The organism is Streptomyces sp. NPDC047042, from assembly GCF_040644035.1.
Classification (GTDB): domain Bacteria; phylum Actinomycetota; class Actinomycetes; order Streptomycetales; family Streptomycetaceae; genus Streptomyces.
The window spans coordinates 22,312-46,756 of the sequence record NZ_JBEYVP010000008.1 but is presented as its reverse complement, the minus strand read 5'-3'; the positions used below and the strand labels follow the sequence as shown (position 1 = coordinate 46,756).

Genomic DNA, 24,445 nt, shown 5'->3' with positions numbered 1-24,445 from the left:
GGCCCTCCCCCAGAAGTACTCCAGAAGTACTCCACAAGACAAAAAGACAAGGGAACCACCGTGACCAGACTCAGCGTCGAGATGCTGGCAGCGGACACCGTCGAGCCGATCACCTCGGCCGGCCACGCCCAGTTGGGCGTCGCCGTACTGGCGGGCATCGCGCTCATCGTCCTGCTGATCACCAAGTTCAAGCTGCACGCCTTCCTGGCCCTGACCATCGGCTCGCTGGCGCTGGGCGCCTTCGCGGGCGCGCCGCTCGACAAGACCATCGCCAGTTTCACCACCGGGCTCGGCGCGACGGTGGCCGGCGTGGGTGTCCTGATCGCCCTGGGCGCGATCCTCGGCAAGCTGCTCGCCGACTCCGGCGGCGCGGACCAGATCGTCGACACGATCCTGGCGAAGGCGTCGGGCCGGACGATGCCGTGGGCGATGGTTTTGATCGCCTCGGTGATCGGCCTGCCCCTGTTCTTCGAGGTCGGCGTCGTCCTGCTGATCCCGGTCGTCCTGATGGTCGCCAAGCGCGGCAACTACTCCCTGATGCGCATCGGCATCCCGGCGCTCGCCGGTCTGTCCGTGATGCACGGCCTGGTGCCGCCGCACCCCGGTCCGCTGATCGCGATCGACGCGGTCGGCGCCAACCTCGGCGTGACCCTGGCGCTCGGTGTCCTGGTCGCCATCCCGACGGTGATCATCGCCGGTCCGCTGTTCTCGAGGTTCGCGGCCCGCTGGGTGGACGTTCCCGCCCCCGACCGCATGATCCCCCAACGCCCCTCGGAGGACCTGGAGAAGCGTCCCGGCTTCGGCGCCACCCTCGCCACGATCCTCCTCCCCGTCGTCCTGATGCTGTCCAAGGCGCTCGTCGACATCATCATCGACGACCCCACGCACATGGTGCAGCGCGTCTTCGACGTCGTCGGCTCCCCGCTGATCGCCCTGCTCGCCGCCGTCCTCGTGGGCATATTCACGCTGGGCCGCCCGGCCGAGTTCTCCCGGGAACGCATCTCCCGGATCGTCGAGACGGGTCTCGCGCCCATCGCGGGCATCCTGCTGATCGTCGGCGCGGGCGGCGGCTTCAAGCAGACGCTGATCGACTCCGGGGTCGGCAAGATGGTCCTGGACATCTCCGAGGACTGGTCCATACCGGCCCTGCTGCTGGCCTGGCTGATCGCGGTGGCGATCCGGCTGGCGACAGGTTCGGCGACCGTCGCCACGGTCTCGGCGGCCGGCCTCGTGGCTCCGCTCGCAGTGGACATGTCGACGACCCACGCGGCCCTGCTGGTCCTGGCCATCGGCGCCGGTTCGCTCTTCTTCAGCCATGTCAACGACGCCGGATTCTGGCTGGTCAAGGAGTACTTCGGCCTGAGCGTCGGCCAGACCCTCAAGACCTGGTCGGTCATGGAGACGATCATCTCCGTGGTCGCGGGCGGCCTGGTCCTGCTGCTGTCACTCGTGATCTAGGGGTACGGGAATGAGTCACCCTCTCTTCGACATCGGCGGCCGTACGGCCCTGGTCACCGGGTCCAGCCGGGGCATCGGCCTCGCCCTGGCCCGGGGACTGGCCGAGGCGGGCTGCACGGTCGTCCTCAACGGACGCGACACCGACCGGCTCGCCGAGGCCGCCGCCGAACTGGCCTCGGCCTCCGGGAAGATCCACACCGCCGCCTTCGACGTCACCGACGGTCCCTCGGTCGCCGCCGGGATCGCGGACATCGAGGAGCGGGTCGGCCCGCTCGACATCCTGGTCAACAACGCGGGCATGCAACTGCGGGCCCCGCTCCTGGAGTTCACCGACTCCGACTGGCACCGCATCCTCGACACCAACCTCACCAGCGCGTTCCTGGTGGGGCGGGAGGCGGCCCGGCGGATGACGGAACGCGGGCACGGCAAGATCATCAACATCTGCTCGGTACAGAGCGAGGTGGCCCGGCCGGGCATCGCGCCCTACACGGCCACCAAGGGCGCGCTGAAGATGCTCACCAAGGGCATGTGCGCGGACTGGGGCCCGCACGGGGTCCAGGTCAACGGCCTCGGCCCCGGCTACATCGAGACGGAACTGACCCAACCCCTGGTCGACGACCCGGAGTTCAGCGCCTGGGTACGGCGACGCACCCCGGCCGGCCGGTGGGGGCGTACGGAGGATCTGGTGGGCGGGGTGCTGTTCCTCGCCTCCCCGGCGGCGGACTTCGTCGGCGGACAGGTGCTGTACGTCGACGGCGGCATGACCAGCGTCCTGTGACGCGGGCCGATTCAGTCACTCGGAAGGGGTTTCCCGATGCTCGGTTGCGTGATCCACGGTGCGGGTGACCTGCGGGTCGACGAACTGCCTGTGCCGTCCCCCGGTCCCGGTCAGGCGCTGGTGGCCGTCCGGTACGGCGGGGTGTGCGGGTCGGATCTGCACTACTGGCGGCATGGCGGGGTGGGGGACTTTCGCCTCGCGGAGCCGATGGTGCTGGGCCATGAGGTGGTGGGGACGGTGGTCTCGTACGGTGACGGGGGTGGTGACGGAGCGTCAGATCCTTTGGTGGGTACGCCGGTTGCTGTGCACCCGGCTACCCCGTGCGGGGTGTGTCCGGAGTGTGCGTCCGGGCGGCGCAATGTCTGCCGGGACACGCGTTACCTGGGGAGCGCCGCCCGTACGCCCCACGTCCAGGGCGGCTTCGCGGCGCGACTGGTCGTCCCCGTCGATCAGTTGAGGGCCGTACCGGCGGAACTGCCGTTGCGGCGGGCGGCTTTGGCGGAGCCCCTGTCGGTGGCGCTGCACGCCGTGCGCCGGGCGGGGGATGTGTCGGGCAGGCATGTCCTCGTGACCGGCGCGGGGCCCATCGGGTGCCTGGTCGTCGCGGCGGCGAAGGCAGCGGGTGCGGCTCGGGTGACGGTCACGGATCTGCTTCCGCAGGCGCTGGCGTACGCGGTTGTCGCGGGCGCCGACAAGGTCGTGCGGGCGGATGATCCTGGCGACGCGGGGTGGCCGGCCGAGGTGGATGTTGCCGTTGAGGCGTCGGGGGTGGCGGCGGGGTTGGACACGTGTCTGAGGTTGGTGCGGCGGGGTGGGGTGGTCGTACAGGTCGGCCTGCTGCCGCCGGGGCCGAGTCCGTTCGCGGGGAATCTGGTTGTCACTCGGGAGATCGAACTGCGGGGGGCTTTTCGGTTCGACGGGGAGTTCGACGAGGCGTTGGGGTTGTTGGGGGCTGAGCCGGCGCTGGAGGGGTTGGTCAGTGCGGTGGTGCCGGTGGGGGAGGCGGAGTCGGCGTTTGGGTTGGCGGGGGATCGGGAGAGGGCGTGCAAGGTGTTGTTGGACTTTGGGGGGTAGCTCCGCCGGGGGGTGTGGGGAGGGGTGCGTTGTTGGGTGCGGGTGTGTTGGGGCTGGTCGCGCAGTTCCCCGCGCCCCTGAAAGCGGCCGGTTTCCGGGGGCGGCGGAGAAAGCGAGCTGGTCGGCTGCCGGTGCGTTGTTGGGTGCGGGTGTGTTGGGGCTGGTCGCGCAGTTCCCCGCGCCCCTGAAAGCGGCCGGTTTCCGCGACCGGCGGAGAGGGCGAAAGCGGCCGGTTTCCGGGGCCGGGGGAGAGGGCGAAAGCGGCCGGTTTTCGGGGCCGGCGGGGAAGGGCAGGCAAGTCGGGTCAGTGGTCCTTGTTGTGGGGGTGCCAGAGGGGGTGTTCGTGGGAGGCCCAGGCTTTGCTCACCCAGCCTGTTCGTAGGCCGCGGCGGGCCTCCGGGTCGCCCAGGGCCATGCCTATGTGGCCGGCCAGGACTATGCCGATGGTCAGCGCCAGCCAGTCGTGGACGAAGGTCGCGCTGGTGCGCCACATCAGCGGGGTGAGGTGGGTGAACCACATCAGCAGACCCGTGCCCAGCATGACCAGGGTGGCGCCCGCGATCCAGGCCGCGTAGATCTTCTGGCCCGCGTTGAACTTGCCGGCCGGGCGTGACGCACGGCGCTTGTCGCGTCGTAGGGCCGCGCGCAGCCAGACCCGGTCGTGGGGGCCGAAGCGGTTGAGGAAGCCCAGGTCCGCGCGGAAGGCGCGGGAGGCGAGGCCGGCCAGGACGGGTACCGGCAGGGCGAGGCCCGCCCACTCGTGGACGCGCACCACCAGTGCGCGGCGGCCGACCAGTTCGGCGAACTGGGGGATGTACAGACAGGCCGCCGTCGCCACGCACACGCCCATCAGCGCGGCCGTCGCGCGGTGCACCCACTTCTGGGGGCGGCCGAAGCGGCGCACGTCGGACGTGGGGTGCGCCTGGGTGTCAGCTCGTAGGCTCATCGTCGCGTCCGTTCGATTTGCCGACCCATGCGTCGATGTCGTAGCCGCGGTTCTCCCAGTAGCCGGGTTGTACGTCCTCGGTGACCGTGATGCCGGAGAGCCATTTGGCGGACTTGTAGAAGTACATGGGGGCGACGTAGAGGCGGACCGGGCCGCCGTGGCTGTGGCCCAGGTCCTTGTCCTGCATGCGCAGGGCTACGAGTACGTCGGCGCGGCGGGCCTGCTCGAGGGTCAGGCTCTCGCTGTAGGCGCCGTCGAAGCAGGTGAAGCGGACGGCCCCGGCCGAGGAGCGCACGCCGGCCGCGTCCAGGAGCCGGGACAGCCGTACCCCTTCGAAGGGGGTGCCGGGCACCCGCCAGCCGGTGACGCACTGGACGTCCTTGACCATCCTGGTCTGGGGCATCGCGCGAAGGTCTGCGAGGGTGTAGGTGGCTGGTCTGTCGACCAGGCCGTCGATCTTCAGCCGGTAGTTCTCGGCATCCTTGCGGGGTACGGAGGAGGTCACCGAGTAGTAGCGGAAGCCGCCGCCGTTCGGGAGGAGGCCGGTCAGGCCGGTGGGGTCCTTCTCCGCCGCACCGGCGAGAAAGGACTCCATGCCCCGCTGGAGCCCGGGCGCCGCGACCACCCCGAGGGCACCGAGCCCAAGCGTGCCAAGAAATATCCGGCGCCCAATGGGCGTACCCCGCTCCTGCGAACGCCCGCCCCGCAACTCCGGACCATCGAACCGCTCGCCCACATCCCGCCGCCCGGGTTCCTCGGACCCCCCGGCCAAATCACGCCGCCCGGGGGTAGCCGCAGACCGCTCGAGCGAATCCGTCAGCCCGGGGTCATCGGACCGCTCGAGCGAATCCGTCAGCCTGGGGCCATCGGCCGCTGGCGCCGAAACCGGCCGCCCCGGGTCATCAGAAGCCCCGCTGACATCCGGCCGCCCAGGATCATCGAACCCCCCGAGCGAATCCGGCTCGGGTTCATCGATCCCCCGGGCCGAAGCCCGCCGCCCCGAGCCATCAGACACCCCGTCGACGCCTCGCCGCCCCGGCTCATCGGACCCCCCGTTGCCAACCCGCCGCCCGGGGTCGTCAGACCCTCCGACCGAAACCGCCCGCCCCAGGCCATCCGACCCCCCGTCCACATCCCGCCGCCCGGGGTCCTCGGACCGCCCGCCCGCATTCCGCCGCCCAGGGTCGTCAGACCCTCCGACCGAAACCGCCCGCCCCAGGCCATCCGACCCCCCGTCCACATCCCGCCGCCCGGAGTCCTCGGACCGCCCGCCCGGCCGCCCGGGGTCGTCAGACCCTCCGACCGAAACCGGCCGCCCCGAGCCATCGAACCGCCCGTTGGGATCCCGCCGCCCGTGTTCATCGGGCCCCCCGTCCATCTCCCACCGTCCGGGACCACCGGCCCCCTCGGGCAAGTCCGGCCCCCCGGGGCCATCGGACCCCCCGGGGTCATCGGACCGCCTGGGTTCGGCGGACCGTGCGGGTCGGCCGGACCGTTCAGGTCGGCCGGACCGCTCGAGTCGGCCGGACCACTCGGTCCGTTCTGGACGTTCGGGTCGTTCGGAGTTCACCTGTCCATTCGAACACCCGCGACCCCTCTCGAGCCAGGGATCGCGGGTGCGCGTCAGACTTCCGGCGCCGTTTCTCCCGTTCCGGTCGGGGTGCGGTGGCGGTGAGGCGGTGTTCAAAAGGCCGAGTCCGCTCTCCCGTTCCGGTCGGGGCGCGGCGGTGGAGACGTGGCGTTCAGGACGCCGAGTCCGCCGCCTTCTCCAGTTGGAACGCCTCGTTGCCGAGGCCGATCCGGCCGTGTACCTCGGGCTTGGTGGTTCGCAGGACCAGGCCCTGGACCAGGCCGAGGAGCACGGCGGCGACGATGATGCCGGGCAGCAGCCAGTTGAGGGAGGAGTCCGGGCCCGTACCGACCAGGATGTCGAAGTCCTTGATCGTGTAGAAGGCGATGACGAGCAGCGCGACACCGGAGAGCGCGGCCGTGGCCAGTCGCCAGGCCTGGGCGCTCGCGGCGCCGCGGCGGACGAAGAAGACGATGACGGAGAGGGAGGCCGCCGCCATCAGCAGGATCACGCCGAGGGCTCCGATGTTGCCGAACCAGGTGAACAGCTTCAGCACGGGAGTCGTCGGGTCGCCCACCGGTCCGTCGTCGGAGACCGCGAAGGCGGCGACGATCACGACGGCCACCACCGTCTGGAGAAGCGAACCCGTGCCGGGGGCGCCGCTCGCGCCGGTGGTGCGGCCGAAGGTCGCGGGCAGCAGCCCCTCGCGGCCCATGGCGAACGCGTACCGCGCGACGACGTTGTGGAAGCTGAGCAGCGCCGCGAACATGCCCGTCACGAACAGAACGTGCAGGACGTCCGTGAACGTTCCCCCGAGGCGGGACTCCGTGAGGGTGAACAGCAGCCCCGCGCTCTCCTTCTGCGCGGTGCCGATGATCGCCGAGGGACCGGCGGCGACCGTGAACGCCCACGAGCTGATCGCGAAGAAGACGGCGACGAAGCTGACGGCGAGGAACATCACGCGCGGGACCAGGACGTGCGGCCGGCTGGTCTCCTCGGCGTACACGGGGGCCTGCTCGAAGCCGGTGAAGGCGGCGATGCAGAAGCACAGGGCGGTGCCGACGCCCGCCCCGGTGAGGGTGTCCGGGTTGAAGGCGTGCAGCGACAGCCCCTCCTTCGCCGGGTCGGCGACGGCGGCGATGTCGAAGATGACGACGAGGGCGACCTCGATGACGATCAGCACGCCGAGCACGCGCGCGTTGACGTCGATCTTCAGCCAGCCGAGTGCGCCCACGGCCAGCGCGGCGAGCAACGCCGGTATCCACCAGGCGATCTCGGTGTCCAGGTAGGTGGAGAACAGCCCGGACACCTCGAACCCGAAGATGCCGTAGATGCCGACCTGGAGCGCGTTGTAGGCGACGAGCGCGAGCATGGCGGAGCTCGCCCCGGCGGTGCCGCCGAGACCGCGCGAGATGTACGCGTAGAAGGCGCCCGCGTTGTGGACGTGGCGGCTCATCTCGGCGTACCCGACGCTGAAGAGGACGAGGACGACGCCGAGGAGGACGAAGAGGAGGGGCTGGCCGACGATGCCCATCACCGCGAATGTGGTGGGCATGACACCCGCGACCACCATGAGAGGGGCGGTCGCGGCCAGCACGGAGAGCAGCAGCCCCCCGGTGCCGAGGCGGTCGGCGCGCAGCGCCCGCTCCTGCCCCTTGAACGTGCTGATACCGCTGCTGTTGCCGCCGCTGCTGCCGCTACTGCTGTCGGCGCCTGGTCTGCTTGTGCTCGAACTGCCCGTCGTCATCGCGGGGTTGTCCTTTCGGGGGCGTACGGAGTTTCGGTGGTGCGAAGGTGTTTCCAGTACTGCGTGGGGACTTACACCGTGCCGAGCGCGCTGGCGCGGGCGGCACGGAAGGCGGTGTGCGGATCACGGTCCGGGTAGGACCACGGGTCCGGCGTCTGGTGCGGGCCGATACGGTGGAACAGCGCGGCGGCCTCCGCGCCCCGGCCCTCGCAGAACTTGGCGTGGGCAAGGAAGTTGAGGTCGATCAGCCGGCGCGGATGGTCGTCGCGCTCCCACTCCAGCCACCAGTCGAACGCGGCCTTCATCACCTGGCGGGCCCGGCGCCCGACCCAGTGCCCGGAGGACGCCGGATCGGTCGACTCCAGACCGGCGGCGGCCAGGACGCGGTAGCGCTCGGCATGCGCGACGACCGGCAGAATCGCCAACGGCGAGTCGGCGGGGGCCTGTTCGACGGCCCAGTGGGCGAAGTCGTACACCTCGTGCAGCGGGTCCTGTCCGGCGTCGGTACGGCGTTCGGCGAGGCGCGCGACCATCAGATGGTGGGCCTGGTGATGGTCCGGGTAGCGGTGCCGGACCTCGTCGAAGAGCTGGACGACGGTCTCCTCGGGCCCCATGGTCCGCTCCAGCTGGAGCAGCCCGAGCCAGGGCGTGGGGTCGGCGGGCGCGAGCTCGGCGGCGGCATGGCAGGCTTCCCGGGCCCGGACCGGCTTGTCCTTGCCCGAGAGGGCCCGCTGGACGGTGGCCGCGGCGAGCAGGACGGCGGCGTCGGCGGACTCCGGTTCGGCCAGGAGCCAGTCGCGGGCCCAGGCCGCGGTACCGGACTCCAGCGCGAGGACGGTGATCCGGTGCCCCCGGCGGTCCCAGTCGTCGCCGGTCGTGGCGAGCAGCGCGCGGACGGCCTGCCAGCGCCCCTGGGCCAGCGCGGTGCGCGCGGCGACGAGTTCCGTGTCGTCGAGCGCCGCGTCGAAGGCCTGGGCTGCGCGCCTGCGGCCCCGGCCCAGAGGTGGTGGAGGTGGAGACACCGCGGGGAACTTCCTCACACGACGCGGTTAGCTGACGGCGGTCGAACGACGGCCATCGGTTGATCACCGACAGCAAACCCTCCACGAGAGCTTCACGTCAAGGCCGGAAATGGATACGACACGTGTCAATTACCCATCCGTCCAGGACAGTTGACCTGCCGAACGACAGACCCTGGCACGCCCCATCAACACGACCGAGATCACGCTAAGTCGCGACACCGACACCCCCACCGAACGCGGAACCGGGCTCCCTCCGGGATTCGTACGCGTCCCGGAGGGAACCCGGACCGGACCCGAACGTGACCCGGACGACCGCACGATTCCGTCACATCCCCAGGGCGGGACCGACCGGGGACGACTACAGTCGGCCTTTACCACACCCCACAATCCGCCCTGTCATCGAGGTATCCGCGTGTCCGTTCTGGTTCTGACTCTCGCCGTGAGCGCCGCGTGCTGCCTGGGCCTGGGTTTCGTCCTCCAGCAGAACGCGGCCCGGCAGGCACCCCTGAGCGACTTCCTCTCCCCGCGGCTGCTCCTGGACCTGATGCGGGTGCCCCGCTGGCTCGGCGGCATCGGTCTGATGGTGGCGGGCATGGTGCTGGGCGCGATCGCGCTGAGCCAGGGCGAGGTCTCCCTGGTCGAGCCACTCCTCGCCACGAACCTGCTCTTCGCGCTCGCCCTCTCCCGCAGGCAGACCAAGCAGCCACTGGGCCGCCAGGGCTGGGCCGGCCTCCTGCTCCTCGCGGGCGGGGTGACCGCGTTCATCGTGGCGGGCGAACCGCGCGGCGGCACGGCCGTCACCGACCCGGTGCGCCACTGGCTGATCATCGGCACCATGGTGGGCCTCGCCCTGCTCCTCACGACGTACGCGAAACGCTCCCGCCTCAGCGCCGGCCCCGTACTGCTGGCCCTGGCCGCGGGCCTCCTCTACGGCGTCCAGGACGCCCTCACGCGGGTCAGCGGCCAGCGCTTCTCGGCGGGCGGCCTGCCCCACCTCCTCACCGGCTGGCAGCCGTACGCCGTGCTCCTCCTCGGTCTCACCGGCCTGATCCTGGTCCAGAGCGCCTTCGAGACCGCGCCGCTGCGCATGTCCCTCCCGGCGCTCACGGCCGCCCAGCCCCTGGCCGGCATCGTCTGCGGGGTCGGCTTCCTCGGCGACCGGCTGCGCACCGACACCGGCGCCCTGGCCTGGGAGGCGGCGGGGCTCGCGGCGGTGGTCGTGGGCATCGTCCTGCTGGGCCTCCACCCGGCGATGCCGAGCGGCAGCACACCGAGCAGACCCAGCCGCGACCTCCAGCCCAGCTGATCGCCGTACAGCGGAAGCGCGGGATGGGCTTGGATGGAAGCCATGAACACTCCCGCTGACGAGATCCTCGACATCGTCGACGAGAACGACGAGGTCATCGGCCAGTCGCCCCGGGGCGAGGCGTACGCGCGCGGGCTGCGCCACCGCTGCGTCTTCATCCAGGCCAGGGACGCCGAGGGCCGCGTCTTCGTCCACCGCCGCACCCCCACCAAGCTGGTCTTTCCCTCCCTGTACGACATGTTCGTCGGGGGCGTCGTGGGCGCGGGCGAGTCGTACGACCTCGCGGCCCTGAGGGAGGCCGAGGAGGAACTCGGCGTCACGGGCCTGCCCCGCCCCGAGCCCCTCTTCAAGTTCCTGTACGACGACGGCGCCGGCCGGACCTGGTGGTCGGCGGTGTACGAGGTCCGCTGCGACCTGCCCGTCCACCCGCAGGTGGAGGAGGTCGCCTGGCATGCGTTCCTGCCGGAGGACGAGGTGGAACGGCGGCTGGGCGAGTGGGAGTGGGTGCCGGACGGCCTGGACGCGTACGAGCGCCTCAAGGCGTACCGCTCGGCCGGCAACCCGTAAGGTTCCTACACGTGATCGATTTCGCACGGAACGTCCGCCTGTGGTTCGCCCCCCAGGGGATCGCCGAGGAGGGCAGCACCCCCGACTACCGCTTCTCCCTGGCCAACGAACGCACCTTCCTGGCCTGGCTGCGTACCGCGCTGGCGCTGATCGGCGGCGGTTTCGCCGTGGACCAGTTCCTGCCCGACCTGCGCTGGGCCTGGCGGGTGGGACTGGCGCTCGCACTGCTGGCCGCCGGTGTGCTGTGCTCGCTGCGGGCCGTCAACCACTGGGTACGGTGCGAACGGGCGATGCGGCGGGGCGTGGACCTGCCGGTGTCCCGCTTCCCGGCACTGCTGAGCCTCGCGGTCGCCGTGGTCGCGGTCGCCATGGTGGTCGTCGTACTGGTCCGGGGGGACGGATGAGCGAGGCGGGGGCACGGGATCCCGGTCTGCAACCGGAGCGGACGAGGCTGGCGTGGCGGCGTACGACGCTGTCGGGCACCGTCGCCGCGGTGCTCGCCGGAAAGACCGCGCTGCACGAGGGCCCGTCGGCGGCCGGCGTCACGGTCTGCGCGATGTGCTGCGCGCTGTGGCTGTGCTTCCTGACCGTGGCCCACCACCGCATCCGCGCCCTCGCGACCCCACCCGACGAGCCCCCACCACCCCTGGCCCCCCACCTGGCCACAGCAGCGGCCCTGTGCACACTGACCCTGGCAGCATGCGGAGCAGCACTGCTCCTCTAGGGGTTCCGCATTGATCCCTTGAGGGCCCCGAAGGGGCCCGACAGGGGCGCGGGGAACTGCGCGACCAGCCCCCACCCACCCGCAGCCAAAGCCCCCCACCCCCTACCGCACCCTCACACCCAGTCAACCGTCACAACAATCTTGCCCCTGGTACCACCCTCCGCGTTCCGCCGATGCGCCTCCGCCGCCCGCTCCAGCGGAAACATCTCGGACACATGCAACGAGAACACCTCCTGCTCGACCAGATCGGCGATGTGCGCGAGATCCACCGCGTCGGGCCGTACGAAGTAGTAGCGCCCCCCGAGACCGACGACGTCCGGATCCGCGACCGACACCAGTCGCCCCCCGGGAGCCAGCAGCTCCACGGAATCCCTCAGCGTGTCACCGCCGACGGTGTCGAACACCGCGTCGACCCCGCCAGGGGCCAGTTTCCGTACCCGCTCGGCCATGCCCTCGCCGTACGTCACCGGTTCGCCGCCCAGTTCGCGCACGTAGTCGTGGTTGTGCGTGCTCGCCGTGCCGATGACGTGCGCCGCGCCCAGGTGGCGGCGGGCCAGCTGGACGGCGACAGAGCCGACCCCACCCGCCGCCGCGTGCACGAGGACGGTCTCACCCGTACGGACGGCGAGCGACCTGGCGAGCACCTGATAGGCGGTGAGCCCGACCAGCGGCAGCCCGGCCGCCTCCTCGAAGGAGACGTTGCGGGGCTTGCGGGCGAGGGTGCGCACCGGGGCGGCGACGTACTCGGCGAAGGTGCCGCGCGAGAGGAAGTCCTCGCGTACGTAGCCCATGACCTCGTCACCCACGGCGAACTCGGAGACGGAGACACCCGGACGGACCACGACCCCGGAGACGTCCCAGCCCGGCGTCACGGGGAAGACGGTGTCCAGGAGACCGTCGAGGTAGCCCTCGCGGCACTTCCAGTCCACCGGGTTGACCGACGCCGCCCGCACCTTGATCAGCACGGAGTCGGGCCCGACCTTGGGGTCCGGGGCGTCCTCGGTGTACTCCAGGACGTCGGGGCCGCCGAACCGGCTGTAGGTGATGGCCTTCATATGTCTGGTCCTCCGATTCCTCACGCCCGACCTTCCGGGGTGCGCGCACGCCACGCAAGTCGAATAGCCCGATATGGGCGCATAGCATGACAACCTGTCCGACGGCGTCACAACTCACGGTTCACCGCGGACACCCCGCACTCCCCCTCCCGTACCCCTGTGTCCCCGTACCCCCGAATGCCGGAGGCGAGCAGCATGAGCACCCCCACCCTCCACCAGGAACACCCGACCCACGAGCACACCCACGGCCCGGACTGCGGCCACACCGAGGTGCCGCACGGTGACCACGTGGACTACGCGCACGACGGACATCTGCACCGCGCGCACAGCGACCACTGGGACGAGTGCGAGCCCGGCGAGCACGTGGCGCACGGCACCCACGACCATGCGCACGGAGACGACTGCGGACACCCGAGCGTCCCGCACGGCGACCACGTCGACTATCTGCACGACGGCCACCGGCACGCCGAGCACGAGGGCCACTGGGACGACCACTGACCACCACCGCCGCCCACTGACGCCACTCCCCGAGCCCCCTGTTCGAATGCCCTGCCCGACCGGCGTCTCCTTCCGCAGACCGGAAGCGAGACGCCGGTCACTTTTCGCTCACCCACTGGACGACATACCGACCGGTCGGCATCATGAGGCAGGTCCTGTTTCCGTACGCGTAGGAGCGATGATGCCCCCGGAAGACCTGCCAGGTCTCGATCTCGACGGGCTGCGCGGCCTGTTCGACGGCGAACGCCCCGGACTCGTGCAAGGCCCGCTGACCGGCCGGCTGATCGAGGGCGGCCGGTCGAACCTCACCTACGCGGTCACCGACGGCACCACCCGTTGGGTCGTACGACGGCCCCCGCTGGGCCATGTCCTGGCCACCGCGCACGACATGCGGCGCGAGCACCGGGTGATCAGCGCCCTGCATCCGACGGCCGTGCCGGTCCCGCGCCCGGTGCTGCTGTGCGAGGACCCGGAGAACGGGGCGGCGCCCGGAGCGCCCTTCTACGTCATGGAGTTCGTGCCGGGCACGCCGTACCGTACGTCCGACCAGCTCGCCCCGATCGGCCCGGCCCGCACCCGGGACGTGGTGCTCTCGCTGGTGGACACGCTCGTCGAACTCCACGCGGTGGACGCCGCGGCGGTGGGCCTCGGGGACTTCGGCCGTCCCGAGGGTTTCCTCGACCGGCAACTGCGGCGCTGGGGCAAGCAGTTGGACGCCTCCCGCAACCGCGAGCTGACCGGCATCGACGAACTGCGGGCAGCACTCGGCCAAGCCCTCCCCCACTCCCCCGCCCCCGCGATCGTGCACGGCGACTACCGGCTCGACAACGTCCTGATCGGCGCGGACGACAAGATCAACGCGATCCTCGACTGGGAGATGTCGACGCTCGGAGATCCGCTCACCGACCTGGGCCTGCTGGTGATGTACAGCATGCCGCTGGGCGCGGCCGGCTCCGTCGTCTCGACCACCGCCGAGGCCCCCGGGCACCCCTCCCCCGCCGAGCTGATCGAGCGGTACGCGGCGCGCTCGGGGCGGGACGTCTCGGCGGTCTCCTGGTACACGGCGTTCGCCTGGTTCAAGCTGGCCGTGATCCTGGAGGGCATCCACTACCGCTACACGCTGGGCCAGACGGTCGGCGCGGGCTTCGACCGCATCGGGGATCTGGTTCCCGTCTTCATCGAGCACGGCCTGACCACCATTCACTCAGGTCTCCAGGAAGGCTGACCCGTCATGGACTTCGCGTTCGACGCGCGCACCGAGGAACTGCGCGCCAAACTCCTCGCCTTCATGGACGAGTACGTCTATCCGGCCGAACAGGTCGAGCACGAGCAGCGGGGGCAGTTGGCCTCGCCGTGGGACACCCCGGCCGTGGTCGAGGAGTTGAAGGCCGAGGCCCGCAGCCAGGGCCTGTGGAATCTCTTCCTGCCCGACGCCCGGCACGGCGCCGGCCTCACCAACCTCCAGTACGCCCCCCTCGCCGAAATCACCGGCCGTTCCCCGCACTTGGCGCCGACCGCGCTGAACTGCGCGGCGCCGGACACCGGCAACATGGAGGTGCTGGCGCAGTTCGGCGACGAGCAGCAGAAGAAGCAGTGGCTGGAGCCGCTTCTTGCCGGGGAGATCCGCTCGGCGTTCGCGATGACCGAGCCCGAGGTGGCCTCGTCCGACGCGACGAACATCGAGACCCACATCCGGCGGGACGATGGGGGCACCTCCCGCTCGAGCGGAGCCGAGAGTGGGGGAGACTACGTCATCTCCGGCCGCAAGTGGTACATCTCCGGGGCGATGAACCCTCGCTGCCAGATCTTCATCGTCATGGGCAAGACCGACCCGGGCGGCGCCGACATCCGCCGCCAGCAGTCGATGATCCTGGTCCCCCGGGACACCCCCGGGGTCACGGTCAAGCGGGCCATGCAGGTGTTCGGCTACGAGGACCACTCGCACGGCGGCCACGCCGAGGTCGTCTTCGACGAGGCGCGGGTGCCGGCTTCGAACCTGATCGGCGAGGAGGGCGGCGGCTTCGCCATCGCGCAGGCGCGGCTCGGGCCCGGCCGTATCCACCACTGCATGCGGCTGATCGGGATGGCGGAGCGGGCGATCGAGCTGATGTGCCGCCGGGCGGTCTCGCGGACGGCCTTCGGCAAGTCGTTGGCTCAGCAGGGTGTGGTCCACAACTGGATCGCGGACGCGCGGGTCACGGTGGAGCAGTTGCGGCTGCTGGTGCTGAAGACGGCGTGGCTGATGGACACGGTGGGCAACAAGGGGGCGCACGCGGAGATCCAGGCGATCAAGATCGCTACGCCGCGGGCGGTGGTGGACATCATCGACAAGGCGATTCAGTTGCACGGGGCGGGTGGGGTGAGTCAGGACTTCCCGTTGGCGGAGCTGTGGGCGAGCGCCCGAACCCTGAAGCTGGCGGACGGTCCGGACGAGGTGCACCAGCGGTCGCTGGCGCGACGCGAGCTGAAGCGGTACGTGTAGTTTCTCTCGCCCCCGCCGCCCCTACCCGTCCCATCCGTCTCGGGGGCTCCGCCCCCGAACCCCCGCTCCTCAAACGCCGGAGGGGCTGACATACCCAGCGGGGGTCTGGGGGCGCAGCTTCCAGGGATGGGACGGGCAGGGGCGGCGGGGGCGAGGAAAACCACCCCTACGGGCGGAGCGCTCGCAGCAGAAGGTCCGCCAGTTGGTCGGCGACCTCTGTCGAGCTCAGGGGCCCCTCCGGGCTGTACCACGTCGACAGGTGATGGATCGAGCCGAAGTGGTAGTCGACCACCAGATCCGCTGAGGTCGCCCGCGAGAAGACCCCCGCCTCCTGCCCCTCCTCGATCAACGCCCGAAACCGCTCGTGATACCGCCGTCTCTCCGCCCGCACCTGCTTGTTCTTCTCCGGACTCAGATGATGCATCGAGCGGAAGAAGATCATCGCGTCGTCGAGGTTCTCGATGGTCGTGACCACGACATCCGCCGCGGCCCGCCGCAACCGCTCCTCCACCGGCGCGTCCGCGTTCGCGAACGCGTCCAGCCGCTCCTGCTGGACACGCAGCACACGCGCGTACACCTCGTGCAGCAGATCGTCCTTGGACCCGAAGTAGTGGTACAGCGCCCCCTTGGTGACCCCGGCCGCCTCGACGATCTCCTGGACGGACGTACGGTCGTACCCCTGTTCAGCGAAGAGCCGGGTGGCGGCGGCCAGCAGCCGCTGCGGGACGGGCGTACCGTCGCCGTCCGTCGTCCTGGGCACTACCGCCACCAGCCTTCCCCACGTTCCACTGAGTTGCTTACCGAGGTCGCTTACAGAGAGTCCGTCGACCGGGAACGCAGTTCCCGACGGAGGATCTTTCCAGTCGCCGTCTTCGGCAGGTCGGGCAGGATCTCCACCTGCCTCGGGTATTTGTACGCGGCCAGTCTCTCCTTGCAGTACGCGGCGAGCGCGTCCGGGTCCCCCTCGGCACCCGGGCGCAGGCTGATGTACGCCTTCACGGTCTCCCCGCGGTACCCGTCGGGCACACCCACGACGGCTGCCTCACGTACCGCCGGATGGGTGTACAGGACGTCCTCGACCTCACGCGGCCACACCTTGAAGCCGGACGCGTTGATCATGTCCTTCTTCCGGTCGACGACGTACAGCCACCCCTCGGCGTCCATGAACCCGATGTCGCCGGTGCGCAGCTCCCCCTCCGGGAAGGTCTCCGCGGTGGCCTCCGGGAGCCGCCAGTAGCCGGGCACCACCTGTGGCCCCCGGACGACGATCTCGCCCTGTTCCCCGAAGGGAACCTCGGCACCCTGTTCGTCGACTATCCGTACGACGGTGTCGGGGCCCGGCACGCCCACGGCGAGGGTGCCGGAGACGGGGTCGACGGGGGCCTCCAGGGCGGGCGGTACGGAGGCGCAGGGGGCGGTGCACTCGGTGAGGCCGTAGCCGTTGCGGATGTACGGGCCGAAGCCGGCCCGGAACTTCTCCACGAGGGCGGGCGGCAGCGGGGCGCCACCCGAGGAGATGTGCCGGAAGGACGAGAAATGGTCGGGCGTGACGGCCGGATGGGCGCCCAGGGCCATGAAGGCCGTCGACGGCCCGACCGTGTAGTGGGGGCGGTGCTCGGCGAACGCGTCCAGGACGACACCCGGTTCGAAGCGGTAGGCCAGCACCAGCGTGCCCGCGCTGTTCAGGCTCGCGCCGAGCTGACACACCATGCCGGTGATGTGGAACAGGGGCGCCAGCGCAAAGTACACGGGCGCCTCGGGCAGCGGGAGGCCGGTCCGCTGCCGTTCCGCGTTGTACATGATGTTGGCGTGGGTGTTGGTGGCCCCCTTGGGGGCGCCGCTGGTACCGGAGGTGTAGCTGATCAGCGCGATGTCGTCGGGGCGCGGATCACGATCGCCGGCGTCGGGGGCCTGGTGCCCGTACCGGGCGACCGCCGTCAGGTCCTCGGCGTCCGGGGCCTGCGGCAGCCGCTCGAACGCGAGCACGCGCGTGTCGCCACGACTCTGGAAGTCCAGCTCGCAGCCCGTGAGCACGATCCGCACCGGAGAGTCCGCGGCCGTCTCCCTCAGGTACGACTCCCAGGCCCGGTCGGAGCAGATCAGCGCGGCCACGTCACCGTCCCGCAGGACGTGCGTGACCTCCCCCGACTTGTACATCGGGTTGACGGGGACGACGGTCGCGCCCGCCTTCCAGGCCCCCAGCACGGCGAGGACGAACAGCGGCGAGTTCTGGAGCAGGACGGCGACCCGGTCGCCGCGCTCCAGCCCCCGGGTGACGAGGTATCCGGCGACGGAGTCGCTCAGCTCGTCGACCTCGCGGTGGCTGAGCCGCCCGTCGAAGTAGGCGAGGAAGGTGCGGTCCGGGACCTCGGCGGCGGTCCGGCGCAGCGCGTGGACGAGCGAGTCGTCCGGGCTGACGGGCCCGCGCTGGACCTCGTCGAGAAGACCCAGCCAGGGCTGCGCCGCGTACCGGGAGCCGGAGTCGGCCGCGATCTCGGTGTCGGAGTCGGTCATCGGGTGGCCTCCCACTTCTGCTGGATGTGGTTCATGCTGGTCAGCCAGCGGTCGGGGTCGGCGGCGCGTGCCCGGTAGTAGTCGGCGACCTCGGGGTGCGGCAGGATCAGGAACCGGTCCTCCTCGATCCCCTCGAACAGCGCCTCCGCGACCGCCTCGGGCTCGATCGCGGTCGGCGTGAGCACCAGATCACCCGCGCTGCCGGTGCCGGCCAGCATGTCCGTACGTACGCCCTGCGGGCAGATGGCGTGCACCTTGACCCCTCGGTGGCGGTACGTCAGCGACAGCCACTCCGCGAAGGCGTAGGCACCGTGCTTGGTCACGCTGTAGGGCGCCGCGCCGATCATGGTGAGCAGCCCGGCGGCGGACACGGTGGACACAAAACGCCCGCTGCCGCGCTCCAGCCACTCCGGCAGCAGCTCATGGGCCGCCCTGACGTGCGCCATCACGTTCACGTCCCAGGCGAGCTCCCAGACCTTCTCCTCGGCCGCCTCGGACCCACCCGAGGCAAGCCCGGCGTTCGCACAGTAGACATCGACGGTCCCACCGAGCGCGGCCCGGGCTTCACCGACGATGGCGGAGGCGTCACCGACCACCGCGATCCCACCTATCTCCTCGGCGACGGCTTCGACTCGCGTGGCATCGAGGTCGTTGACCACGACTCGGGCCCCTTCAGCGGCGAACCGACGGGCCAGAGCAGCCCCGATCCCACCCCCGGCTCCGGTGACGACGACTCCGGCCCCTTGCACGACACCCACGATCGGTCCCTTCGACGCTGAACGGCTCCAAGTCCGCCCAGACTAACCGGTCGGTATGTAGCAAGAAAGGGGTACCGGCAACCCCGCCAGGGGCGCGGGGAACTGCGCGACAAGCCACAACGCACCCGCACCCTACGAACTACGGGCGGAAGCACATACGGTGCCACTACCACCCGAACCGCCTCACCAAGGGAACCCCCATGCCCCTGTCAAGACGCGGCCTCCTGACAGCAACAGCAGCAGCCACATCCCTCGCCTCCTGCGGAGCAACCCCCACCCAACACCGCCCAAAACACCTCCGCACAGGTTTCGAGAACCTCACCGCCAAGAACTACAAACCCCTCACCGGCAAAAAAGTCGGCCTCGTCACCAACCCCACCGGCGTCACCCGGGACGTCCGCCACATCGTCGACGTCATGCACGCGGACGACCGGGTGAACCTGACCGCCGTCTTCGGCCCCGAGCACGGCTTCCGGGGTACCGCGCAGGCCGGTGGTTCCGAGGGCCGTTACGACGACCCGGTGACCGGTCTCCCCGTCTACGACACGTATCTCAAGAGCGGCCGTCCGCTCGCCGACGTGTTCACCGCCTCCGGCGTGGACATCGTCGTCTTCGACATCCAGGACGTGGGCGCCCGCTTCTACACCTACATCTGGACGCTCTACGACTGCATGGAGGCGGCCCAGCTCGCCGGCAAGCCCTTCCTGGTGCTGGACCGGCCGAACCCGGTGACCGGACGGGCCGCCCAAGGACCCGTGCTGCACCGGGAGTTCGCGACGTTCGTCGGGCGGCAGCCGATCGCCCAGGCGCACGGGATGACGGTGGCGGAGCTGGCGCGGCTGTTCAACGGCGAGTTCCTGACCGCGCCGGTGGAGCTGGACGCCGTACTGATGTCGGGGTGGAAGCGGTCGGAGTTCTACGACGCGTCGGGGCTGCCCTGGGTGCCGCCGAGCCCGAACATGCCGACGCCCGACACCGCGCTGGTGTATTCGGGGACGTGCCTCTTCGAGGGGACGAACCTCTCGGAGGGGCGCGGTACGACCCGGCCGTTCGAGTTGCTCGGCGCCGAGGGCATCGACCGACGGTGGGCCGTCGCGGCGGAGCAACTCGGGCTGCCGGGCGTGCACTTCAGGGAGGCGTACTTCGCGCCGACCTTCTCCAAGTTCCAGGGGAAGACCATCGGCGGCGTACAGCTCCATGTGCACGACCGGGCGGCCTACGACCCGGTGCGTACCGGAGTCGGGTTGCTGGTGACCGCCAAGCGGGTCTGGAGCGGCTTCACCTGGCGCTCCGACAACTGGATCGACAAGCTGACCGGCTCCACTCGCGTACGCACGATGATCGACGCGGGCGCTGACACCGACGAGGTCGTGGCGGGCTGGCAGGAGGAGTTGGCGGAGTTCAGGCGCACGCGGAGGAAATACCTCATCTACAAGTGAGCGTGACGTATGGCCAACTCCGCCCGGCAGCGGGACGATACGCCCCACATCAGACAACGCCACGGGGGACGGGGTATGTCATGGCGGAACAGGAAATGAGTGTTTCTCCCTACTGGGAGCTGACGTTCGACGCGGACGGCGACACCGACGCGCGCAGACGCGACCGGCTGTTCGCGGAGGTGGGGCCTCGTCAGGTCCGTGATCTCATCGTCTTCGCGCACGGCTGGAACAACGACCGGTCCACGGCGACCGGGCTCTACAGCAGGTTCTTCTCGGAGGTCCCGGCGTTCGCGCCCCCGACCGCGAGGATCGGTTATGTCGGTGTGGTGTGGCCGTCGATGCGCTTCACGGACGAGCCGATCCCCGACTTCCCGCGGTCGACGACCGCGACCGCGATCGCCACCGCCACCGGCGCCCTGCCGGCTGCCGCCGAGGGACCCGGGCTCGACAAGGACACCCGGCAGGCACTGCTCGAGACCTTCCCCGGGAGGGCCACGGTCGTCGAGCAGATCGCCCGGCTGCTGGAGCAACAGCCGGAGGGCGACCGGGCCTTGGAGGAGTTCGGGGGGCTGGTGCGGCTGCTGGTCGAGGTGTCGCCCGAGGCCCCGCAGACGGGGTTCGCGGCGGACCTCCTGCGCAGGGACGGCGAGACGGACGGCGAGCCGGAGGGCGACCCCGAGATGTTCGCACGAAGCACGGCGGAGGTCTGCGAGGAGTTCGCCCTGGCCCTGACCGGGGATGAACCGGACGAACCCCCGGGCGCTGTCGCGGAGTTCGCACTGCCCAAACTGCCGAAGCTGCCCAAACTGCCCAAGTTGCCCAATCCCTGGGAGGGCGGAAAGGAACTGCTGCGGCAGGCCACGTACTACGCCATGAAGCGGCGGGCCGGAACCGTCGGGGAGCGGGGGCTCGGGCCGCTGATCGGGCAGCTCGCCGAGGCGGCGCCCGGGGTGCGGGTGCATCTCGTCGGGCACAGTTTCGGCGCGCGGCTCGTGTCGTTCGCGCTGCGTGGGCTGCCCGCGGACGTGAGCACGGTGAAGTCGCTGACGCTGCTCCAAGGGGCCTTCTCGCACTACGCGTTCGCGGAGCGGCTGCCGCACGAACCGCTTACGGGCGGGGCGCTGCACGGCCGGCAGAAGCGTGTCGACGGGCCCGTGGTGTGCTGCTACTCCAAGTTCGACGGGGCGCTCGGCACGTTCTATCCGCTGGCCTCGCGCATGGCGCACGACAGTCAGGGGGTGCTCGCCGCCGACCGGTCCTTCGCGGGCGTCGATGTGGCGGAGGCGCTGGGACCGGAGTGGGGCGCGATGGGCCACGACGGTGTCCAAGCGGTGCCGGGGACCGTCGAGTTGACGCTCGCGGACGCTCTCGCGCCGGCGCGGCTGCCGGCGAACGGGTGTGTGAACGTGGACGCGGCGGCCGTGGTGAAGCGCGGTGGGCCCCCGTCGGGAGCCCACAGCGACATATGTCATCCGGAACTCGCCCGGTTGGTGCTGGCGGCGGGCCGTATCCACTGACCCGCCGCCGAACATCCCAGCCGTTACCGGCTGTCAGTCATCTGCTGTCGGTCATCAGCTGTCACCGGTGTGAGGTGAACTCGACGACCTGCTGGAAGGTCGGCCGGTTCTGCCAGCTGATGTTGTAGTGCTTGATGCCTCCCAGGGTGCGCTGGACGATCGAGTCGGCGCACCACTGGTTGCCCGCCGCGCACAGCGTGTCGCCGGGGTAGACCTGGGCGGCCGTCTTGCCCGCCGCGGTCTTCAGGGTGCTGATCAGGACGTCCCGGCAGCCGCTGAGCGTGCCGCCGCCGCAGTACTTCTGCGTCAGCCCGCCCTGCACCGGGTCACCGAGGATCGCCCGGATGTCCTTGTCGACGTAGCTCCACCAGCCGTACTGGAAGGAACTTCCCGCGTGCGCCCCCGTCGGGCCGTGTGCGGCCGAGGGTGCCTCGTCGACGGGGAGGTTGGCGGTGATCGCTGTGTACAGGTCGTTGCCGAGGCCCGGTTGGAACTCGCCCTGCACCAGCAGCGGCCACCAGGCGTCGAGGATGCGGATCGCGTCGGCGTTGGCGTACGTCTTCGAACCCGCCGACGTCTCCGTGCGCTTGCCGCCCGCCGTCACCCACGCGGACAGCTTGCTGACGGCCGCCGCGGCCGTGGAGTCGGTGACCGTCGAGCTGTTGATGACCCGCAGCAGCTTCGGCAGCACGTCCTCGGCCCGCAGATCGGCGAGCGCGGCGTCGGCCATCGCCTTCACCAGCTGCGCCCGTGTCACTCCGCCCGCCGCGACGAGCTTCTTGACCCGGTCCTCGAGGAGGTTGCCGCGGTGGACGGAACCGTTGCCCCAGGACGCGGTGGTGTAGTCCTTGGCCTGCTTGTTGTTCCAGGAGATGTAGTAGTCCTGGTCGACCGAGTTGGGGTGGGCGGAGGGCGGTGTGTAGTCGGCGGTGTTCGTGGTCGGGTTCCAGTTCCGCCATTCGTACGCGGACTGCGCCCAGACCGGGAACTCGGCGTCGACTCCGCTCGCGCGCACCGGGTTGTCGCCGCTGTTGTAGTACGCGGTGTGGGTGGAGTCGGCGTAGAACCAGTTGAAGGTGAAGTTGATGTGCTGCACGGCGGACTGGAAGGTCGCCGGGCTCTTCACGTAGTCCGGGTCGTTGAGCATCTGGAAGCCGATGATCGAGTCGGCCTCGTGCATGTAGGAGGAACGCAGGGTGGTGTAGGCAACCTTCTTGCCGCCGACCGTGGCCCGATGGGTCACCGGGCCGTACTTGGTGCGGTAGACCTGCATCCGGTAGGAGCCGGCTGCCGTGCCGTCGGCCGTGGTCGGCTTCCAGGCGTTGGTCTGCTCCAGCTTCTCCATCGCGGTGCAGGTGCCGTGGTAGAGGTAGTGGACGTCGTCCTGGCACAGCTCGACCGCGTACGAGTCGATGATGTCCTGCCCGGAGGTCGTCGCGCTCCACGCGTAGTCCTGGCCGCGGCCGAGTTCGACGTACATGCTCAGCCCCGCGAAGGAGGCGCCGCGCGCGCTGATGCCCGGGCCCTGGATCTCCTGGAGCATGAGCAGCTGGGGGGCGAAGTAGCCCGTCTGCGGGCCGAAGACGGCGATCGGGTGGCCGCTGGCCGTCTTGGCGCCGCTCACCACCAGGGCGTTGGACATACCGCGCTTGGCGGAGGTGAGGGCGGTGGCCGTTGCCGTGCCGGTGGTGCTGGTCGCGGTCGCGGTGGCGGCGCTGCCCGTACGGTCGTACACCATCGGTTCCTCGGCGACCGTGCCGGCGTCGGGCAGGGCCTCGCCCTGCGGGTCGGCGGGCGGGGTCGCGTACGGGAAGCTCTCGCCGTTGTGGACGGTGAGGACGGCCTCGGGGTCGTTGCGTTCGCGGAAGGCTTCCCAGGCCTTGGTGCCCTCGGTGACGCCGTACTTGGACTGGGCGGCCATCAGTGAGATCGCGTTGTTGACCTCGCCGCCGCCGCCGGAGCCGAAGAGCGCGCCGATCACGGAGGCCAGCGCGACCAGGTCGGTGGGCTTGAACTTCTGGATGGTGCCCGCGTTGGTGACGGAGTCCTTCCAGCCGGTGAGGACGTACTCGCCGGGGAAGTAGCGGCCGCTGTCGGAGGCGTCGATGTAGGCGTTGATGCCGGCGACGTAGGCGTTGACGTCGGCGAGGGCCTGCTGGCCGCGGGCGCCGTTGCTGGCGACCGCGTTGTCTATCTGGGCCTGGAGGTCGGCCTCGGTGTAGGGGGCGTGGCGCCAGAACTCCTGCTCGAGGCCCTGGTTGGAGGGGTCGCCGCCCGCGAAGGGGGTGAGCTGGCCGCGTCCGACGTGCCGGAAGACGTCCATCAGCCAGAGGCGGTCCTGCGCCGCCGCGTACCCGGCGCCGAACTCGGTGCCGTAACGGGTGGTGCCTGTGATGTGCGGCACACCCGTCTTCTTGTCACGGACGATCGTCACGTCGGTGCGGCCGGCCGGCGCGAGGGTGGAGGCGACCTGGTCGGCGGGGACCCCGAACGAGGCGTCGTTGAAGAAGTTGTTGATGGTCGCGTTGGTGAGTCCGGAGTAGCCCGTGGCCAGGTTGGCATAGGGCGCGAGCTGGTCCTCGGCGTGCTCCGGCTGGGACCCGAAGGCCTGGTTGAGCAGGATCTGCGCGAGGGTCGCGTTGCCGTTCTGGCCGGGCGGCAGGATGTCGGAACACTGGGCTCCGCAGTAGTCGTTGGACGCTGCGGCGTGGGCCTCGGTCGCCGGGGACATGGGGGAAAGGGGCGACAAAAGACCCGCAATGAGCGTGCATACGGCTGCGGTCTTCAGGAACCCGAAGAGTCCGCCGGGAGTTCTCAGTCTGTCGAAGGTTCTATCGACGGTGTTGCCTGGGGTGCGCCGTGACATGGCAGCTCCTCCGGACCGGGGGGTGGGCCACTCCGAACGGAGTGGGCCAGAGGTTACCGCCGGTATCCCCGCGATTGAAGATGAACATGCGTCACTTTTGAACAACGTGGTACAGGAATTGCGT

The 24,445-nt window shown here is 70.3% G+C and carries 21 protein-coding genes; 12 read left to right on the top strand and 9 right to left on the bottom strand.

Translation table 11 applies throughout. The annotated features are described in order from the left end of the window. The first annotated feature begins 60 nt into the window (after nt 1-60). From ABZ855_RS10835 to ABZ855_RS10825, 3 genes are read left to right on the top strand one after another with little or no spacing between them, the layout of a single operon-like run. A complete protein-coding gene (locus ABZ855_RS10835) occupies nt 61-1,458 on the top strand; it encodes a gluconate:H+ symporter (RefSeq protein ID WP_360804329.1) in 1,398 nt (465 codons plus the stop codon). A 10-nt stretch (nt 1,459-1,468) separates the two neighbouring features. Beyond that, entirely contained in the window at nt 1,469-2,236 is a 768-nt protein-coding gene (locus ABZ855_RS10830; protein WP_360804326.1) for an SDR family oxidoreductase, read from the top strand. Between the two features lie 36 nt (nt 2,237-2,272). Then, nucleotides 2,273-3,310: an L-idonate 5-dehydrogenase gene (locus ABZ855_RS10825; RefSeq protein ID WP_360804323.1), complete on the top strand. Its 1,038-nt coding sequence runs from the start codon at nt 2,273-2,275 to the stop codon at nt 3,308-3,310. Nucleotides 3,311-3,614: 304 nt separating this feature from the next. Here the strand turns inward: ABZ855_RS10825 and ABZ855_RS10820 are convergent, their stop codons facing one another. The 4 genes from ABZ855_RS10820 to ABZ855_RS10805 all read right to left on the bottom strand — a co-directional run bounded on the left by ABZ855_RS10820 (nt 3,615) and on the right by ABZ855_RS10805 (nt 8,595). Then, nucleotides 3,615-4,256, bottom strand: coding sequence for a cytochrome b/b6 domain-containing protein (locus tag ABZ855_RS10820; RefSeq protein ID WP_360804320.1), 642 nt, complete (start codon nt 4,254-4,256; stop codon nt 3,615-3,617). Then, nucleotides 4,240-4,965 (bottom strand): molybdopterin-dependent oxidoreductase, encoded by a 726-nt coding sequence (locus ABZ855_RS10815; RefSeq protein ID WP_360804318.1) that lies wholly within the window; start codon nt 4,963-4,965, stop codon nt 4,240-4,242. The genes ABZ855_RS10820 and ABZ855_RS10815 overlap by 17 nt, the downstream gene beginning before the upstream one ends. A 1,033-nt stretch (nt 4,966-5,998) precedes the next feature. Next, nucleotides 5,999-7,573 carry an APC family permease gene (locus tag ABZ855_RS10810; RefSeq protein ID WP_360804315.1) on the bottom strand — a complete coding sequence of 525 codons (1,575 nt, stop codon included), beginning with the start codon at nt 7,571-7,573 and terminating at the stop codon, nt 5,999-6,001. Nucleotides 7,574-7,644: 71 nt separating this feature from the next. After that, nucleotides 7,645-8,595 (bottom strand): hypothetical protein, encoded by a 951-nt coding sequence (locus ABZ855_RS10805; protein ID WP_360804312.1) that lies wholly within the window; start codon nt 8,593-8,595, stop codon nt 7,645-7,647. 412 nt (nt 8,596-9,007) lie between these two features. Here ABZ855_RS10805 and ABZ855_RS10800 point away from each other — a divergent pair, with 412 nt between their 5' ends. The 4 genes from ABZ855_RS10800 to ABZ855_RS10785 are packed head-to-tail and all read left to right on the top strand — an operon-like array spanning nt 9,008 to nt 11,192. Next, nucleotides 9,008-9,901, top strand: a complete 894-nt coding sequence (locus ABZ855_RS10800; protein ID WP_360804309.1) for a DMT family transporter — start codon at nt 9,008-9,010, stop codon at nt 9,899-9,901. 42 nt (nt 9,902-9,943) lie between these two features. Further along, entirely contained in the window at nt 9,944-10,468 is a 525-nt protein-coding gene (locus ABZ855_RS10795; RefSeq protein ID WP_360804306.1) for an NUDIX domain-containing protein, read from the top strand. An 11-nt stretch (nt 10,469-10,479) separates the two neighbouring features. Beyond that, nucleotides 10,480-10,872: a DUF202 domain-containing protein gene (locus ABZ855_RS10790; protein WP_360804303.1), complete on the top strand. Its 393-nt coding sequence runs from the start codon at nt 10,480-10,482 to the stop codon at nt 10,870-10,872. Further along, nucleotides 10,869-11,192: a DUF202 domain-containing protein gene (locus ABZ855_RS10785; protein ID WP_360804300.1), complete on the top strand. Its 324-nt coding sequence runs from the start codon at nt 10,869-10,871 to the stop codon at nt 11,190-11,192. Before ABZ855_RS10790 ends, ABZ855_RS10785 begins: the two co-directional genes overlap by 4 nt. Before the next feature lie 113 nt (nt 11,193-11,305). Here ABZ855_RS10785 and ABZ855_RS10780 read toward each other — a convergent pair whose 3' ends face one another. Continuing rightward, nucleotides 11,306-12,247, bottom strand: a complete 942-nt coding sequence (locus tag ABZ855_RS10780) for an NADP-dependent oxidoreductase (RefSeq protein ID WP_360804297.1) — start codon at nt 12,245-12,247, stop codon at nt 11,306-11,308. Nucleotides 12,248-12,442: 195 nt separating this feature from the next. On the opposite strand from ABZ855_RS10780, the gene ABZ855_RS10775 reads away from it, so the two are divergent. From ABZ855_RS10775 to ABZ855_RS10765, 3 genes are all read left to right on the top strand, one after another. Further along, a complete protein-coding gene (locus tag ABZ855_RS10775; RefSeq protein WP_360804294.1) occupies nt 12,443-12,745 on the top strand; it encodes a hypothetical protein in 303 nt (100 codons plus the stop codon). A 181-nt stretch (nt 12,746-12,926) separates the two neighbouring features. Further along, on the top strand, nt 12,927-13,970 hold the full coding sequence (locus ABZ855_RS10770; protein WP_360804887.1) for a phosphotransferase family protein: 1,044 nt from the start codon (nt 12,927-12,929) through the stop codon (nt 13,968-13,970). Nucleotides 13,971-13,976: 6 nt separating this feature from the next. Then, nucleotides 13,977-15,227: an acyl-CoA dehydrogenase family protein gene (locus tag ABZ855_RS10765; protein WP_360804291.1), complete on the top strand. Its 1,251-nt coding sequence runs from the start codon at nt 13,977-13,979 to the stop codon at nt 15,225-15,227. A gap of 166 nt (nt 15,228-15,393) precedes the next feature. Here the strand turns inward: ABZ855_RS10765 and ABZ855_RS10760 are convergent, their stop codons facing one another. The 3 genes from ABZ855_RS10760 to ABZ855_RS10750 are packed head-to-tail and all read right to left on the bottom strand — an operon-like array spanning nt 15,394 to nt 18,502. Next, nucleotides 15,394-15,987 carry a TetR/AcrR family transcriptional regulator gene (locus ABZ855_RS10760; protein WP_319208409.1) on the bottom strand — a complete coding sequence of 198 codons (594 nt, stop codon included), beginning with the start codon at nt 15,985-15,987 and terminating at the stop codon, nt 15,394-15,396. A gap of 50 nt (nt 15,988-16,037) precedes the next feature. Further along, nucleotides 16,038-17,741 (bottom strand): AMP-binding protein, encoded by a 1,704-nt coding sequence (locus tag ABZ855_RS10755; RefSeq protein ID WP_360804288.1) that lies wholly within the window; start codon nt 17,739-17,741, stop codon nt 16,038-16,040. Continuing rightward, entirely contained in the window at nt 17,738-18,502 is a 765-nt protein-coding gene (locus tag ABZ855_RS10750) for an SDR family oxidoreductase (protein WP_360804884.1), read from the bottom strand. The genes ABZ855_RS10755 and ABZ855_RS10750 overlap by 4 nt, the downstream gene beginning before the upstream one ends. 197 nt (nt 18,503-18,699) lie before the next feature. Between ABZ855_RS10750 and ABZ855_RS10745 the strand changes: the two genes are divergently transcribed. Further along, nucleotides 18,700-19,938 carry a DUF1343 domain-containing protein gene (locus tag ABZ855_RS10745; protein WP_360804285.1) on the top strand — a complete coding sequence of 413 codons (1,239 nt, stop codon included), beginning with the start codon at nt 18,700-18,702 and terminating at the stop codon, nt 19,936-19,938. Between the two features lie 80 nt (nt 19,939-20,018). Then, nucleotides 20,019-21,455 carry a serine-threonine protein kinase gene (locus ABZ855_RS10740; RefSeq protein WP_360804282.1) on the top strand — a complete coding sequence of 479 codons (1,437 nt, stop codon included), beginning with the start codon at nt 20,019-20,021 and terminating at the stop codon, nt 21,453-21,455. A 61-nt stretch (nt 21,456-21,516) separates the two neighbouring features. Here ABZ855_RS10740 and ABZ855_RS10735 read toward each other — a convergent pair whose 3' ends face one another. Continuing rightward, the gene (locus ABZ855_RS10735; RefSeq protein ID WP_360804279.1) at nt 21,517-24,321 is read right to left on the bottom strand and encodes a penicillin acylase family protein; all 2,805 of its coding nucleotides are present in this window, start codon (nt 24,319-24,321) and stop codon (nt 21,517-21,519) included. Nucleotides 24,322-24,445 lie beyond the last annotated feature (124 nt).